Source organism: Streptomyces sp. 1222.5 (genome assembly GCF_900105245.1).
Classification (GTDB): domain Bacteria; phylum Actinomycetota; class Actinomycetes; order Streptomycetales; family Streptomycetaceae; genus Streptomyces; species Streptomyces albidocamelliae.
Map to the genome: position 1 here is coordinate 5,678,498 of NZ_FNSZ01000001.1, position 16,566 is coordinate 5,695,063.

11 protein-coding genes and 1 pseudogene are annotated in these 16,566 nt (G+C 72.8%); all 12 read left to right on the forward strand.

From position 1 onward, the window contains the following. Positions 1 to 46 precede the first annotated feature (46 nt). The 12 genes and pseudogenes from BLW57_RS25610 to BLW57_RS25660 all read left to right on the forward strand — a co-directional run bounded on the left by BLW57_RS25610 (position 47) and on the right by BLW57_RS25660 (position 16,387). Positions 47 to 610 carry an ATP-binding protein gene (locus BLW57_RS25610; RefSeq protein ID WP_371127866.1) on the forward strand — a complete coding sequence of 188 codons (564 nt, stop codon included), beginning with the start codon at positions 47 to 49 and terminating at the stop codon, positions 608 to 610. Between the two features lie 62 nt (positions 611 to 672). Further along, a complete protein-coding gene (locus BLW57_RS41505) occupies positions 673 to 837 on the forward strand; it encodes a hypothetical protein (protein WP_176985715.1) in 165 nt (54 codons plus the stop codon). Positions 838 to 975: 138 nt separating this feature from the next. Continuing rightward, on the forward strand, positions 976 to 3,615 hold the full coding sequence (locus BLW57_RS42510) for a SpoIIE family protein phosphatase (protein ID WP_256339587.1): 2,640 nt from the start codon (positions 976 to 978) through the stop codon (positions 3,613 to 3,615). A 65-nt stretch (positions 3,616 to 3,680) separates the two neighbouring features. Next, entirely contained in the window at positions 3,681 to 4,178 is a 498-nt protein-coding gene (locus BLW57_RS25620) for a hypothetical protein (protein WP_143051622.1), read from the forward strand. A 100-nt stretch (positions 4,179 to 4,278) separates the two neighbouring features. Continuing rightward, entirely contained in the window at positions 4,279 to 5,391 is a 1,113-nt protein-coding gene (locus BLW57_RS25625) for a hypothetical protein (RefSeq protein WP_093477702.1), read from the forward strand. A gap of 46 nt (positions 5,392 to 5,437) precedes the next feature. Continuing rightward, a complete protein-coding gene (locus BLW57_RS25630) occupies positions 5,438 to 6,214 on the forward strand; it encodes a TIGR03936 family radical SAM-associated protein (protein WP_093477703.1) in 777 nt (258 codons plus the stop codon). 263 nt (positions 6,215 to 6,477) lie between these two features. Beyond that, positions 6,478 to 10,641: a ribonuclease E/G gene (locus BLW57_RS25635; RefSeq protein ID WP_176985716.1), complete on the forward strand. Its 4,164-nt coding sequence runs from the start codon at positions 6,478 to 6,480 to the stop codon at positions 10,639 to 10,641. A gap of 228 nt (positions 10,642 to 10,869) precedes the next feature. Next, positions 10,870 to 11,190 (forward strand): 50S ribosomal protein L21, encoded by a 321-nt coding sequence (gene rplU, locus BLW57_RS25640; RefSeq protein ID WP_030653874.1) that lies wholly within the window; start codon positions 10,870 to 10,872, stop codon positions 11,188 to 11,190. Positions 11,191 to 11,204: 14 nt separating this feature from the next. Continuing rightward, positions 11,205 to 11,459, forward strand: a complete 255-nt coding sequence (gene rpmA / locus BLW57_RS25645; RefSeq protein ID WP_093477705.1) for a 50S ribosomal protein L27 — start codon at positions 11,205 to 11,207, stop codon at positions 11,457 to 11,459. Between the two features lie 122 nt (positions 11,460 to 11,581). Beyond that, the gene (obgE, locus tag BLW57_RS25650; protein WP_073893898.1) at positions 11,582 to 13,030 is read left to right on the forward strand and encodes a GTPase ObgE; all 1,449 of its coding nucleotides are present in this window, start codon (positions 11,582 to 11,584) and stop codon (positions 13,028 to 13,030) included. A gap of 120 nt (positions 13,031 to 13,150) precedes the next feature. After that, positions 13,151 to 14,123: pseudogene (locus BLW57_RS25655) on the forward strand (alkaline phosphatase). A 767-nt stretch (positions 14,124 to 14,890) separates the two neighbouring features. Then, positions 14,891 to 16,387 (forward strand): bifunctional cytidylyltransferase/SDR family oxidoreductase, encoded by a 1,497-nt coding sequence (locus BLW57_RS25660; RefSeq protein ID WP_093477706.1) that lies wholly within the window; start codon positions 14,891 to 14,893, stop codon positions 16,385 to 16,387. Positions 16,388 to 16,566 lie beyond the last annotated feature (179 nt).

Genomic DNA, 16,566 nt, shown 5'->3' on the forward strand with positions numbered 1-16,566 from the left:
GGCGCACTTACCGGCAAACCGTCCATGTATGAGAGGACTGATTCCCATGGCCGCTCTGGCCATCGGTCGCCGCCCCGTCGTCGCTCTGCGCGGAGGCCGGCCGAAGCGTGCCGCCGCGGACTCCTGGGCCGTCAGGCAGTGGGCCCTGTGGTCCCGCATGCTCTCGCCGTTGCGGCCGCTGGACGCGCCGCGCGGCCGTGCCACCGACTGGGACGCCTCCTGGCCCCTGGCCCAGGAGCCGGTCTCGGTGCGTCGCGCCAGGCGCCTGGTGACCGCCCAGCTGGCGGAGTGGGCCGTGGCCGACCTGGCCGACACCGCCGAACTCCTCGTCAGCGAACTGGTCACCAACGCCCTGCGGCACACGCGCGGCCCGCTCCGGCTCAACCTGCGGCTGCGCGACGCCCGCCTGATGTGCGAGGTCGAGGACACCGAGTCCGCGGGCCCCGTGCGCAATGTCGTCGGCCCGGACGCGGAGGGCGGACGCGGGACCGAACTGCTGGACGTGCTCGCCGGCGCCTGGGGCACCGAGCGGACCGCCACCGGCAAGAGCGTCTGGTTCGAACTGCACTGCGAGGACGGCTCCGCCGGCGCGGCGGGTCCCGCCCGCTGATCCGCGCGCGGGGCTGCTCCGGCCGGAAGACTCCCGCTGGTCCGATTTACTGATCTACAAGCGTGTCTGCCCCACGGTGCACCGGCGCTCCGGCCTCCCGGGTCACGCTCGCGCTCAGACTCGGGGAACGCCCCAACTCCAAGGACAAGGAGCATCCACAGGGCAACGACCCGCAGTCGCAGTGGGCCGCGGTCTCGCCGCAGCCGACTCCCTGGCCCCACCCGTAACCGATGAAGAAAGCGGTCCCCGCCGGCCGGGCAGGGCGGGGGCCGCCCCTCGGGCGACCGTCGACGCGGCCCGCGAGCGGGAACGCCCATCGGCTGCCGCGCTGTTGCGCGGCGCGGCGGCCCGGCGTGGAATCAAGTGTGAGGCTCTTCGGCAGCGCCGTGTCCGCCGACCGCCCCGCTCCCGGCACCGGGGTCGGCCGGAAGGGGCTCAAGAACGACGCCCTGGGCCTGTTCTCCTCGGTCGTCATGGGGCTGGCCTCCGCCGGCCCGGCGTACAGCCTCGCCGCCACCCTGGGCATCATCGTGGCGGGGGTCGGACTCCAGACCCCGATCGTCACCATGCTGGCCTTCGTCCCGATGCTGCTGGTCGCGTGCGCCTTCCGGGAGCTCAACGCGAGCGACGCCGACTGCGGGACGACCTTCACCTGGGGCACCCGCGCCTTCGGGCCGCGCACCGGCTGGATGGGCGGCTGGGCCCTCATCGTCGCCAACGTCGTCGTCATGGTGAACCTCGCCGAGATCGCCGGCATCTACGGCTTCCGCCTGGTGGGCCTCGACGGAATGGGGGAGAGCCGGCTCTGGGTCACGGTGGCCGGCATCGTCTGGATCGCCGTGATGACCGCGGTCTGCTACGTCGGCATCGAGTTCTCGGCGACCGTCCAGCGCTGGCTGCTCTGCGCGGAAGTGCTGATCCTGGTCCTGTTCGGCGCCGCCGCGCTGGTCCGGGTGTACACCGACCCCCCGCCGACGGCGATCCACGTCTCCGCCTCCTGGTTCAACCCCTTCGAGGTCCCGTCGATGAGGGACCTGACCTCGGGCCTCCTCGCGGGGGTCTTCATCTACTGGGGCTGGGACACCGCCTTCTCGGTCAACGAGGAGACCGTCGACAGCACCCACGTCCCGGGGCGCGCCGCGGTGACGTCGATCGTACTGCTCCTGATCATGTACGGGCTGGTGTCCACCTCGGCGCAGGCGTTCGCCGGAGTGGGCGGCTCGGGCATCGGGCTCGGCAACCCGGCGAACTGGGACGACGTGTTCTCCGGGCTGGGCGAGGCCGTGTTCGGGAGTCAGGTCACGGGGCTGATCCTCTCCCGGGTGCTGCTCCTCATGGTGCTGACGTCCGCGCTGGCCTCCGCGCAGACCACCATCCTGCCCCTGGCCAGGACCGTCTTCTCCATGGCGGTCCACAAGGCCGTCCCCGCCCGGTTCGCCCGGATCCATCGCCGGTACCTGACGCCGACCTGGGGGACCCTCGGCATGGGTGCCGCGTCGATCGTGCTGCTGGTCCTGCTGTCCTCGTTCAGCCGGAACATCGTGGCCGACTCGATCGAATCGGTCGGACTCGCCATCGCGTTCCAGTACGGAGTGACCGGCTTCGCCTGCCTCTGGTACTTCCGCAGGCTGCTCACCCGCAGCTTCCGGGACCTCGTCCTCAAGGGCGTGTTCCCGGCGCTCGGCGGGCTGATCATGGTCCTGCTGTTCCTGTACGCCGCCTTCGACGTCTACGCGAACCCCGAGTACGGCGCGACCAGCGTCGACGTGCCGCTGATCGGGCCGATCGGCGGGGTCACCGTGCTGGGCCTGGGTGCCCTGCTGATCGGGCTGCTGCTGATGCCGGTGGTCACCCGCGGCCACACGGTGGCCCTCAAGCTCCAGCGGAACCTGCTCCCGCGCCGGCTGCCCCCGCACGTCGCCGTCGACTCGGCGAGCCGCTACCTGCCCGCCGACAGCGGGTCCGGCGTGGGCGGCGACTGGTACGACGTCATCCCCCTGTCGGGGACCCGGGTCGGCCTGGTCGTCGGGGACGTGCTCGGCCATGGCCTGCGGGCCGCGGCCACCATGGGACGCATGCGCACCGGCGTCCAGGTGCTGGCCCGGCTCGACCTCAGCCCGGACGAGCTGCTGTCCCGCCTGGCCGACCTGCTGGAGCAGACCGCGCGGGAGAGCGCGGCGGCCCGCGACCCGGGCCGCCCGCGGACACCCGCCGACGAGGCGCTGGGCGTGAGCTGCCTGTACGCGGTGTACGACCCCCTCACCGGCAGGTGCAGCCTGGCCCGGGCGGGCGAGCCGGTGCTGGCCGTCGTCGCACCGCACACGGGAGTCGTCGACCTCCCCGACCTGCCCACCGGACCGCCGCTGGGCATCGGCGGCCCGCCGTACCGGACCACGGAGATCCAGCTGGCGCCGGGCAGCACGGTCGCCCTCCTCACGGGCGGCCTCCTCCAGGCGGCCGACACCTGGGGCGCCGGGCTGGCACAGCTGTCTCGCATCCTCGCGGGCACCGACCGGACCCCCCTGGAGGAGCTGTGCGACCGGGTGGTCACCACCCTGCTGCCCGGGCCGGTGGACGAGGACGCGACGCTGCTGGTGGTCCGCACCCGTCTGCTCGACCGGAACAGGTTCACCCAGTGGGAACTGCCTCCGGACCCGGCCGCGGTCGGCAGCATCCGCACCGCCGTCGGCAAGCAGCTGGGCGACTGGGGCTTGGAGGACCTGGCGTTCGCCAGCGAGCTCATCATCAGCGAACTGGTCACCAACGCCATCCGTTATGTCGGCGGTCCGGTCCAGGTGCGCCTGATCCGCGACCGGACGCTGATCTGCGAGGTCTCCGACACCGGCCACACCACGCCCAACCTGCGGCACGCCGCGAGCGACGACGAGGGCGGCCGGGGCCTGTTCATCATCGCCCAGATGACCCACCAGTGGGGCACGCGCTACACCCCCACCGGCAAGACGATCTGGACCGAGCAGGACCTCTCGCCGGAGGACGGCCTCTAGGGGCAACTGCCGTCCGGCGGGAGCCCGTGGTGCCGGCGGGCGCCGTCGGCATACGGTTGCGCCCCATGGACTGGACTACGCCCGTCAGCACGCTGATCGGCGCCCTGGTGGGAGTCGGATCGACCCTGCTGAGCGAGAGCGTGCGCGCCAGGCGCGACCGGGGGAACCAGTCGCACCAGCTCAGGCGCCAGCTGTACGCCCGCTATCTCGAAGCCCTCACCAGCACCGACAGCGACCTGCAACTGCTCGCCGTCCGCGAGCGGGCACCAGTGGCGGAGGCCGACCTCCGGGCCGCCTGGCGCGGGCACTCCCTGCTCGCCCTGCACTACGAGATCGGGCTGGTCGCCCCGCCGCCGGTCACCGGCGCGGCCGACACGGCGTACCGGGCGCTGCGGGCGGCACGCAACGCCCTGGTCGCGGCCGGCGCCACCGCCGGCGACTCCGGAACACCGGACGGCCACCCCCGCCCCGCCGGGCCGCGGGACGTCCGCGGCGGGTACATCGACGCGCTGGCCGCTCTGCGCGCGGCGATGCGCGCCGACGTGGGCGACGGCCGGGGCTGAACCATCCGGCAGGACAAGGCAGAACGGCCCGCCGTGAGACGTGACGGCATCGCAATCCGGGAGCCGAACCCGGACCGGCCGCCCGCGCGTCCTTGCGGGTATGGAACCGCAGAAACCGCTGCCCGCGCCCCGGCAGCCCGAGGGGTGCCTCGTCGTCGCCATCCGGATCCCGGTGCGGATCGTCGTGCTCGTGCTCGTCGTGCCGGTGCGCATGGCGTGGGACGCGCTCGTCGTCGCCGGAAGGTTTCTGCGTGACACCGTGCTCCGACCGCTCGGCCGGGCCCTGCTGTGGGCCGGCAAGGCTCTGCTCGTGTGGCCGCTGGTGGGTCTGTGGCGCCACGTCGTCGTCCCGGTCGGCAAGGCCCTCGCTCTGCTCGCCACCGTCCTCCTCGTCGTCCCGGCGGTGTGGCTGTACCGCCGGGTGCTCACCCCCGTAGGCCACGTCGTCGTCCGGCTGGCGCGCGGGGTGCTCGCCGGGCTCTGCTGGCTGTACGCGCGGGTGCTCGCCCCGCTCGGGCACGCGCTCGCCCGGCTGCTGAAGGGCATCGGCGCCGTCCTCGCCGCCATCGGCCTCGGGTTGTACACGGCCCTCGCCTGGCTGGCACGCCACCTGATCGCCCTGCTCGCCCACTGGCTGTACACCTGGATCCTCACCCCCGTGGGGCACGCCGTCGCCTGGTGCGTGCGCGGACTCGGCCGGCTGCTGGGGCTGCTGGCCACCGGGATCGGGCTGGCCCTGTACTGGACCGTCCGCGTCCTGCTCGTCCTGCCCGCGCTCGCCCTGTGGCGCTGGGTCCTGGCACCCGCCGGCCGGTTCCTCGCCCTCGTCGCGCGGGAGGTGGGGGACGCCCTCGGGCACGCCTGGCGGATCGCGGGACGAATTTCGCTGGCCGTCGGACGAGCCCTGGCGACCCTCTTCCGGTGGATCCTCGTCGAGCCCCTGCGCTGGGTGTACCGGACCGTCCTCACCCCGCTCGGGCACGTCGTCCGGGACGCCGTCCTGCGGCCCGCCGCGGCCGGCCTGCGCGCGGTCGGCCGGGTCACCCGCGAGGCGCTGACCACTGCCCGCGCCACCGTGCGGCAGGCCCGCGCCGACTTCCGGCGGATGCTCTTCGGCGAGCCCCCGCCGCCGGTCGCCGTGGACCGGCGGGAACCTCCGGGCCCCGGGACACGTACTCTTGGTAGCAGTACGACCGCTCTCACGAAGGACTAGGACACTGGGCAAGCGACAGCCCGAAGGCCCGCCGCCCGCACCCGCGGTGCAGCGCATCCGACTGCGCTACACCAAGCGCGGCCGCCTGAGGTTCACCAGCCACCGAGACTTCCAGCGCGCCTTCGAGCGTGCGCTGCGCCGCGCCGAGGTGCCCATGGCGTACTCGGCCGGTTTCACGCCGCATCCGAAGGTGTCGTACGCCAATGCCGCACCCACCGGCACGGGCAGTGAGGCGGAGTACCTGGAGATCGCGCTCACCGCGACGCGCGATCCGGAGAAGCTGCGCGTCCTTCTCGACGAGTCGCTGCCCCCCGGGCTCGACGTCGTCGACGCGGTGGAGGCGCGGACCTCGGGTCTCGCCGACCGGCTGACGGCCTCCGTATGGGAGCTGCGGCTGGACGGCGTCGACCCGGCCGACGCCGAACGCGCGGTCGAGGCCTTCACCGGGGCCGACACCGTCGAGGTGCAGCGGATGACCAAGAACGGCGTCCGCACCTTCGACGCCCGCCCGGCCGTGGTGAGCCTGGAAACGCACGGTTCACCGGCTGATAGGCCGACCGACCGGCCCTGTGCGATACTGCGGCTGGTTGTTCGGCACGTGACGCCTGCCGTACGACCCGACGACGTCCTGTCCGGTCTCCGCGCCGTGGCCGACCTGGCGCCGCCGGTCCCCGCAGCGGTGACCAGGCTGGCGCAGGGGCTGTTCGATGAAGAGACCGGCACGGTGACCGACCCGCTCGCGCCCGACCGCGAGGCAGCCGGGGCCATGACGGCCGCATCTGCTGCCGCCGCGACGGCGCCGACGCCGGAAGGTCCCGCGTAGGGACGGACGTCGTAGCGCCGCCCTCGTACTCGGGAGCCATCTGGGTCGGGCAGCGCACCCCACCAGAAGACTTTCGCCAGGCCGTACCGACAAGGCGTACGGAACCGGCGAGACAGGACACAGAGTGCTCCCGTGCGGCGCCCGCGCCCCGGACGGCGGCCATCGCGCATCGCGCGGGCCGCGGACGTCAACGGCGGCCGGTCTCCAGAGACCGGCGCCGGGCCAGGCGCGGCGCCCGGGGGCCTGACGGGAGAAACGCCCGCATGCTCGAGCCGACCGAACCCAACGAGGGTTCCGAACTGAACACTCCCAGCGACACCCTGCCGCCGCGCAGGCGTCGCCGTGCCGCCTCCCGCCCGGCGGGTCCGCCCGTCGCGGCCGAGGCGCCCGCCGAGGTCACCGTGCCGGCCATACCGGCCGCCGACGCCGACGAGGTCACCGAGGTCGTCGAGACCGAGGCGGCCGAAGAGGCAGCGGAGACAGCGGCGACCACCGGGACCGAAGAGGCACCCGAGGAGACCGCTCCCGCCGCGCGTCCGCGCCGCCGTGCCACCCGCCGCGCGTCCGCGCCCGGCGGGGCCCCGACGGCCGCCGAGGGCGCCGAGACCGTCGTACCGGCCGCCGCCGAGGCGGAGACGCCCGCCGCAGTCGCCGAGGGCGGCGAGGTCGTCGTCGGCGAGGAGGCCGCCCCGCGCCGCACCCGCCGCCGTGCCACCCGCACCGTGGCGACGCCCACCGGTGGCGCCGCTTCCGCCGAGGAGACGGCCGCTCCCGCGGACGAGGCGGCTCCCGCCCAGGAGCCCCCCGCCGAGGCCGCTCCCGCCGCGCGTCCGCGCCGCCGTGCCACCCGCCGTGCGGCCGCGCCCGCCGGGGCCCCCGAGGCCGTCGCGGCCGAGACGGTCCAGCAGACCGAGGCCCCGCAGGAGACCGGCGCCGCCGAGACGGCCGCCGTCGCCGAGGAGGCCGCTCCCGCCGCGCGTCCGCGCCGCCGTGCCACCCGCCGTGCGGCCGCGCCCGCCGGCGCGCCGGAGGCCGCCGAGACCGCGCCCGTGGAGGAGACCCCGGCCGCCGAGCAGGCGGAGGAGACCGCTCCGGCCGTCGCCGAGGAGGCCGCGCCCGCCGTCGAGGAGGCCGCTCCGCGCCGCACCCGGCGCCGGGCCACCCGCCAGGCGTCCGCGCCCGCCGACGCCCCTGCCACCGAGACCGCCGCTCCCGCCGCGGCCGAGGCCCCGGCCGAGACCGCCCCCGTCGAGGAGGCCGCCCCGCGCCGCGCCCGGCGCCGGGCCGTGCGTCCCACCTTCGGCTTCTCCGAGCCGGCGCAGCCCGCCGCCGAGGCCGCCGAGGGCGAGGGCCGGCGCCGCCCGGCCCGCCCCTCCGTCGCCGTCTTCCAGGCGCCGGTGTTCGCCGAGCCCAAGTTCCAGACCCCGGAGCGAGCCGCCGCCGAGGCCGCCGCGGAGGCCGTCGAGGCCGTGGAGGAGCAGCCCGAGGAGCACGCGGAGGAGCGCGCCGACGCCGGTTCGCGCCGTCGCCGTCGCCGCCGGGGCGCCGACCGGGCCGAGGAGACGCAGGCCGTCGAGACCGCCGCCGAGGACGAGGAGACCGAGGAGGCCGAGGAGCCCACCGGCGAGTCCGCCGAGGGCCTCGCCGACGGCGAGGAGTCCGAGGACGGCGACGAGGCCGAGGGCTACGAGGAGTCCGGTTCGCGCCGCCGCCGCCGCCGTGGCGGACGCCGCCGTCGCCGCGGTGACGCCGGTGACGGCGAGGGCCCGGACGGCGAGGGCGACGAACTGGCCGCCGAGCAGGCCGAGCAGGACGCCGAGGACACCGCCGAGCAGGAGGAGGAGGACGCCGAGGACGCTCGTGGCGACGAGTCCGGCGGCTCCAGCTCCAGCCGCCGCCGGCGCCGCCGTCGCCGTCGCGCAGGGGACAGCGGCCCGGACTCCGAGACGTCCGCCGACGACCCCGAGCGCACGGTCGTCAAGGTCCGCGAGCCGCGCAAGCCCAGCGAGCCGTCCGACGAGGTGCAGTCAATCAAGGGCTCCACCCGTCTGGAGGCCAAGAAGCAGCGCCGCCGGGAAGGCCGCGAGCAGGGCCGCCGCCGCGTCCCGATCATCACCGAGGCCGAGTTCCTGGCCCGCCGTGAGGCCGTCGAGCGCGTGATGGTGGTCCGCCAGCACGGCGACCGCACCCAGATCGGCGTCCTGGAGGACAACGTCCTCGTCGAGCACTACGTCAACAAGGAGCAGTCGACCTCCTACGTCGGCAACGTGTACCTCGGCAAGGTGCAGAACGTCCTGCCCTCGATGGAGGCCGCCTTCATCGACATCGGCAAGGGCCGCAACGCCGTGCTGTACGCCGGTGAGGTCAACTTCGAGGCGCTGGGCATGGCCAACGGCCCGCGCCGTATCGAGGCCGCCCTGAAGTCGGGCCAGTCGGTCCTCGTCCAGGTGACGAAGGACCCGATCGGCCACAAGGGCGCGCGCCTGACCAGCCAGGTCTCCCTGCCGGGCCGCTACCTCGTGTACGTCCCCGAGGGCTCCATGACCGGCATCAGCCGCAAGCTGCCCGACACCGAGCGGGCCCGGCTGAAGACCATCCTCAAGAAGATCGTCCCCGAGGACGCCGGCGTCATCGTGCGCACCGCCGCCGAGGGCGCGAGCGAGGAGGAGCTGCGCCGCGACGTCGAGCGGCTCCAGTCGCAGTGGGAGGACATCCAGAAGAAGTCCAAGAACGGCAACGCGCCGACGCTGCTGTACGGCGAGCCGGACATGACCGTCCGGGTCGTCCGCGACATCTTCAACGAGGACTTCACCAAGGTCGTCGTCAGCGGTGACGAAGCCTGGTCGACCATCCACGGGTACGTCTCGCACGTCGCGCCGGACCTGGCCGACCGCCTGTCGAAGTGGACCTCCGAGGTCGACGTCTTCGCCACCTACCGGATCGACGAGCAGCTCGCCAAGGCGCTGGACCGCAAGGTCTGGCTGCCCAGCGGCGGTTCGCTGGTGATCGACCGGACCGAGGCGATGGTCGTCGTCGACGTCAACACCGGCAAGTTCACCGGCCAGGGCGGCAACCTGGAGGAGACGGTCACCAGGAACAATCTGGAGGCGGCCGAGGAGATCGTGCGCCAGCTGCGGCTGCGCGACCTCGGCGGCATCATCGTGATCGACTTCATCGACATGGTCCTGGAGTCCAACCGCGACCTGGTGCTGCGCCGCCTGCTCGAGTGCCTGGGCCGGGACCGGACCAAGCACCAGGTGGCCGAGGTGACGTCGCTGGGCCTGGTCCAGATGACCCGCAAGCGGGTCGGACAGGGCCTGCTGGAGTCCTTCTCCGAGACCTGCGTCCACTGCAACGGCCGCGGTGTCATCGTGCACATGGAGCAGCCGGCCTCCGGCGGTGGTGGCGGTGGCGGCGGCAAGCGCAAGAAGCGCGGCCGTGGCGGCGACGGGCAGGAGCACGTGCACGAGACGGCCGCGGTGGCCGTGGAGACCGGCGAGGCCGTCGAGCCGGAGACGGAGACCGCCGTCGAGGTGGCCGCCGAGCTCGCCGAGCCCGTGGCCCTGCCCGCGCCCGAATTCGCGCCCGACGAGGAGCTGTACAGCAGCGTCGCCGAGGCGGAGGCGGCGGCCGGCCGTGGCCGTTCGCGCCGCCGTGCGAGCCGCCGGGCGTCCGCTCCGGCCGGTGCGCCGAAGGCGGAGAAGGCCGAGCGGGCGATGGACCGGAAGGTCGAGGCCCCGCAGCCGGAGGCCGCGGAGCCCGAGGCCGCCGTGCAGGCCCCGACCGCGCAGGACGTCACCGCCGACGAGGCGGCGGCGCGCCCGGTGCGGCCGGAGCCGGCCGCCGAGGCGCTGGCCGAGCCCGCGGCCGCCGAGGACCAGGTGGTCCCGGCCCCGCAGGCCGAGGCTCCCGAGGAGGCCGCGCCGAAGGGCCGTACGCGCCGCCGGGCGACCCGGAAGGTGTCGGCCCCGGCCGGTTCCCCCGCGGGTGCCGAGGCGGCCGTCCTGACGGTGGCCGAGACCGCGCCCGCGGCCGAGGCACCGGCCGAGCAGCCGGCGGCCCCGGCCGAGGAGGCGCCCGCCGAGAGCGCCGCCCCGGCCCGCCCGCGCCGCCGTGCCGTGCGCAAGGCCACCGCGCCGACCGCGTCCGAGGAGACGGCCGTCGTGGTCGTGCCCGCGGCCGCGACCGAGGAGACCGCGGAGGCCGGCGAGGAAATCGCCGAGGCGGTCGCCACGGCCAAGAAGACCGCCCGCAAGGCGGCGAAGAAGGCGACGGCCAAGAAGGCCGCCACCAAGAAGACCGCGGCCAAGAAGACGGCCGCCAAGAAGACGACGGCCAAGAAGGCGGCCAAGACCGCCAAGACGGCCGCCGCGAAGGCGACGGCGAAGAAGACCACCACGGTCTCCACCGCCGCCGACGAGGGCTGACACCCGGGGTGTGCGCCCGGTCCGAGTGACCGGGCGCACATCCGTGGGGCCCGGTTTGACCCCCTCGGCCGTGCCCCGTAACCTGGACCGTCGGCGTGTCCACTGAACACGCCACATCCCCGTAAACCTTCTCCTCCCGGGCGCAGTACGGGCCGGGAGAGGTCGCCCCTGTTTCCTGGGCGGCTGGCCTTCGGGGGTGCCGTTTCTTCGAGCGAAAGAGAGATCCGCGTGTACGCCATCGTGCGCAGCGGTGGTCGCCAGCACAAGGTTGCTGTCGGCGACATCGTTGAGGTTGACAAGATTTCCACCGCCAAGGTGGGCGACACGGTCGAGCTCTCGACCCTGCTCGTCGTCGACGGCGACTCCGTGACCAGCGACCCGTGGGTGCTGGCCGGCATCAAGGTCCAGGCCGAGGTCGTGGACCACCACAAGGGCCAGAAGATCGACATTCTGCGCTACAAGAACAAGACCGGCTACCGCCGTCGTCAGGGCCACCGCCAGCAGTACACGGCGATCAAGGTCACGTCGATTCCCGCGGCTGCGAAGTAAGGGACTGAGGAGAAATGGCACACAAGAAGGGCGCATCGTCCACCCGGAACGGTCGCGACTCCAATGCCCAGCGGCTCGGCGTGAAGCGCTTCGGCGGTCAGGTCGTCAACGCGGGTGAGATCCTGGTCCGTCAGCGCGGCACCCACTTCCACCCCGGCGCCGGTGTCGGCCGTGGCGGCGACGACACGCTGTTCGCCCTGCAGGCCGGTGCGGTCCAGTTCGGTACCCACCGTGGCCGCAAGGTCGTGAACATCGTTCCGGCTGCCTGAATCAGCTGATTCGGCACCGAACGCATTCGCGAGGCGGACCTCACTTCCCGTTCGGGAAGGCGGGTCCGCCTTTCGCGTGTTAACACAGGTACAACCCGCATCGTTTCTGGAGGCACCCCACCATGACCACCTTCGTGGACCGCGTCGAGCTGCACGTCGCCGCGGGTAACGGAGGTCACGGCTGTGCCTCCGTCCACCGCGAGAAGTTCAAGCCGCTCGGCGGCCCGGACGGCGGGAACGGCGGGCGTGGCGGTGACGTCATCCTGACCGTCGACCAGTCCGTGACGACGCTCCTCGACTACCACCACTCGCCGCACCGCAAGGCCACCAACGGCAAGCCCGGCGAGGGCGGCAACCGTTCCGGCAAGGACGGCCAGGACCTGATCCTGCCCGTGCCGGACGGCACGGTCGTCCTGGACAAGGCGGGCAATGTGCTCGCCGACCTGGTCGGCCACGGCACCTCGTACATCGCCGCCCAGGGCGGCCGGGGCGGGCTCGGCAACGCGGCGCTGGCCTCCGCCCGCCGCAAGGCGCCCGGCTTCGCGCTGCTCGGCGTGCCCGGCGACCTGCACGACATCGTCCTGGAGCTGAAGACCGTCGCCGACGTGGCCCTCGTGGGCTACCCGAGCGCCGGCAAGTCCTCGCTGATCTCGGTGCTCAGCGCGGCCAAGCCGAAGATCGCCGACTACCCGTTCACGACGCTCGTGCCGAACCTGGGCGTGGTGACGGCGGGTTCGACCGTCTACACCATCGCCGACGTGCCCGGGCTCATCCCCGGCGCCAGCCAGGGCAGGGGCCTCGGCCTCGAGTTCCTGCGGCACGTGGAACGGTGCAGCGTGCTGGTGCACGTGCTGGACACCGCCACCCTGGAGTCCGACCGCGACCCGGTCTCCGACCTCGACATCATCGAGGAGGAGCTGCGGCAGTACGGCGGCCTCGACAACCGGCCGCGGCTCGTCGTCCTGAACAAGGTCGACGTCCCCGACGGCAAGGACCTCGCCGAGATGGTCCGCCCCGACCTGGAGGCCCGCGGCTACCGCGTCTTCGAGGTGTCGGCGGTCGCCCACATCGGGCTTCGGGAGCTGTCGTTCGCGCTCGGCGACCTGGTCGGCAAGGCGCGTGCCGCCAAGCCGAAGGAGGAGGCCACGCGCATCGTCATCCGGCCCCAGGCCGTGGACGACGCGGGCTTCACCGTCACCCGTGAGGAGTCCGGCGGCGAGCCGCTGTTCCGGGTGCGGGGCGAGAAGCCGGAGCGCTGGGTCCGCCAGACCGACTTCAACAACGACGAGGCCGTCGGCTACCTCGCCGACCGCCTCAACCGCCTCGGGGTGGAAGAGCAGCTGATGAAGGCGGGTGCCCGGTCCGGCGACGGCGTGGCCATCGGTCCCGACGAGAACGCGGTCGTCTTCGACTGGGAGCCGTCGGTGATGGCCGGCGCGGAGATGCTGGGCCGTCGTGGCGAGGACCACCGTCTCGAAGCGCCCCGGCCCGCGGCCCAGCGCCGCCGGGACAAGGACGCGGAGCGGGACGAGGCGCTGCGCGAGTACGACGACTTCGACCCGTTCGAGTAGCGGCCCCTCCGGGCCGGGCACGCGCCCGGCCCGGGCCGAGCGGCGCGGAGAGGATCCCGATCCTCTCCGCGCCGCTCTCGTATGCCGCCGTGCTCCTCGCCGGCCGGCTCCGGTCTGCCGATGTGTCGTCAGGGGCCGTGCCCTGCACGGGTGTTGCCGTGCCGTCGCGGGACCTCTGCGCTGCCCGACGGGGTGTTCACCCTCGGCGTCACCTCCGGCGACCCGCTGCGTGACGGCATCGTGCTGTGGACCAGGCTCGCGCCCGACCCGCTGAACGGCGGCGGCATGCCCGACACCGCGTTCCCGGTGGAGTGGGAACCGGCCGAGGACGAGCGGTTCCACCGGATCACCCGCCGCGGCCTCGCCCGGGCCCGGCCCGAACTCGGCCACCCCCATCAGCGGGGCGGCTCGCTGCGCGTCGCCCTCGCCGCCAGAACTGGCAGCACGGCCACTTCACGCCGTACGCGGACATGCTCGCCCAGGAGCCGGACGTCGTGCTCTTCGTCGGCGACCACGTCTACGAGTCCGCGCCCTCCCCGACGGCCGTACGGCGGCACGAGGGCGACGGGGAGCCGTACACCCTGGCAGTACCGCAACCGACCCCGACCTCGCCGCGATGCACGCCGGCGCGCGTGGGTGGTCGCCTTCGACGACCACGAGGTCGACGACGACTGGGCCGGCGAGATGCCGCAGGACCCCGGCACGCAGTCGCACGACGCCTTCCAGGCCCGGCTGACGGCCGCCTTCCAGGCGTACTGCGAGCACATCGCAACGCCCTGCTGGAACAGCTCCGCGAGGTCCGCGACCCGGTGGTGCTCAGCGGCGACCGGAACCCGACGATGATCAGCGACCTCAAGGCGGACTTCGCCGACGCGGGGTCCGACGTCGTCGGCGCCGAGTTCGTCGGCACCTCCGTCTCCGGCAACGGCGAAGGGGACCAGGCCGCCTTCCACGCCCAGTGGGACCCGCTGAAGGCGGACAGCCCGCACCGCAGGTCAGGGTCGTCGACACGGTGACCGCGCCCCGGGCGGCGGCGCGCACACTGGCCCGGCTGCAGGGGGATTCGGACGAGCCGGGAGTCCGGCTGGTGTGACGATCACCGAACCGCAGGAGCCTGGGACTCAGCCGAGTCCCAGGCTGCATTCAGTCCTGTCTCAGGCAGAGGTCTTACCTTTCGTTCACCCGGGAAACGTACAGTACGACCCCGTCGGAACGGCCACCACGGAAATTGCTTATGCGCTCCTTACAACCGCAGACCGGTTCGCCGATTAATCTCCGCCGCACGGCACGGAGCCACCGCGGCACCGGTCCGTAATGCGGGCGGCCGGGCGGCGCATTGCCGTGGAATTCACCCTCGGTATTGCCGGGTATTCCGGTACCGGTCCGCCGGGTGGTCGATTCGATGCAGCCGGAACGCGCATATGAGGAAGCCGTGTGCCGTGCGGCCCGGCGAGGTGACGACAGTCGCGCGCGCAATCCGCGGTGGCCGACGGCTGTTACCGACCGGTTCGATCAAGTGCCGTACGGGACAAGGATCTTGCCGGGAGCCGGGGCGGACCCGCCCCAGTGGCCCCGCCTTGCGCACAACGGACGCCGGACGTCGCCGGAGCAACTCCCGGGCGCACCCGTACGCCCGTGCCCGAAGCGGCAGATGAGACCGCTGAACGGCGTTCCAGGAAAGCCTGTGGACTTACTCACAGCAAATTCATGGAACTTGGAGCGGCCTGTCTCCAATCAGCTGGGGTAGCAGGTGAATGAGAGGTTGCGCGCACATATGAAGCGAAGGTCACTCATCTTGCACTGCGGTTACCGTAAGTGGGAGCCTTTCACGGCTCCCTGTCGTCCCGAGGTAGGTCACCTGTGTCTCAGCACATAGCCAAGCCCCGTACCACCGCAGTGATCCTGGCCGGTGGCACCGGTCAGCGGGTCGGTCTGTCGATTCCCAAGCAGTTGCTGAAGATCGCCGGCAAGGCGGTCATCGAGCACACGCTGACCACTTTCGAGAACGCCGAGTCGATCGACGACGTCATCGTGCTGATGGCGCCCGGTTATGTGCCGGACGTCGAGAAGATCGTGGCCAAGGCCGGTCTCACCAAGGTGAGGAGGGTCATCGAGGGCGGCTCCACCCGGAACGAGACCACGGAGCGCGCGATCGCGGCCCTCGGTGAGGGCCTGGCCGAGGGCGAGGACCGCAACGTCCTGTTCCACGACGCCGTACGCCCCCTGCTCTCGCAGCGCGTCATCGACGACTGCGTGGCGGCGCTGGAGCGGTACCAGGCCGTGGACGTGGCCATCCCGTCCGCGGACACCGTCATCGTCACCCGCACGCACGGCGAGGACGGCGAGTTCATCACCGAGATCCCGGACCGCTCCCGGCTGCGCCGCGGCCAGACCCCGCAGGCCTTCAAGCTGTCCACGATCCGGCACGCCTACGAGGTCGCCGCCGGCGACCCCAACTTCCAGGCCACGGACGACTGTTCCGTCGTGCTCAAGTACCTGCCGGACGTGCCGATCCACGTCGTCGCGGGCGACGAGTACAACATGAAGGTGACGCAGCCGGTCGACGTCTTCATCGCCGACAAGCTGTTCCAGCTCGGCACCACCGCCGCGCCCGAACGGAACGGCGAGGAGACGTACCGCGAACTGCTGGCCGGTCGGACCGTCGTCGTCTTCGGCGGCTCGTACGGCATCGGCAAGGACATCGCCGAACTCGCCGAATCCAACGGCGCGAAGGTCTACGCCCTCGGCCGCTCCACGACCGGCACCCACGTGGAGAACCCGGAGGAGGTCGACGACGCGCTGTCCAAGGCGTACGCGGAGACCGGCCGGATCGACTACGTGGTCAACACCGCCGGCGTGCTGCGCATCGGCAAGCTCGCCGAGACCGACAACGCCACCATCGCGGAGGCGCTCCAGGTCAACTACCTGGCGCCGGTGCAGATCGCGCGCACCGCCTACAAGTACCTGGCGGAGACCAAGGGCCAGCTGCTGCTCTACACCTCGAGCAGCTACACCCGCGGCCGCGCCGAGTACTCCCTGTACTCCTCCACCAAGGCCGCCATGGTGAACCTCACCCAGGCGCTGGCCGACGAGTGGGCCGGCGACGGCGTCCGGGTCAACTGCATCAACCCCGAGCGCACCGCGACCCCCATGCGCACCAAGGCGTTCGGCGAGGAGCCCGCCGGCTCGCTGCTCTCCTCCGAAGCGGTGGCCCGGACTTCTCTCGACGTGCTGCTGTCGGAGCTGACCGGCCATGTCATCGACGTCCGCCAGCAGGACCCCACCGCGGGTGCCGCCAAGGCCTCCGGCTTCGAGCAGGCGCTGGCCTCGGTGCTGGACCGCCAGGACGACATGTAGGACAACCGGACGATTGTGCGCGCTCTGTTGAATTCAGGCCTCTCCGGGTATCCGATCGCCGGGTATGCGCAGAGGCCTGAATCCGTACCCCGCGCGGGAGCCCGCACCGTAGGCGCACCACCGGAATTTCCCGGCATTTCCTGTCAGAACCGGCACTCTCCCCTCCCAGAGCAGGTTTC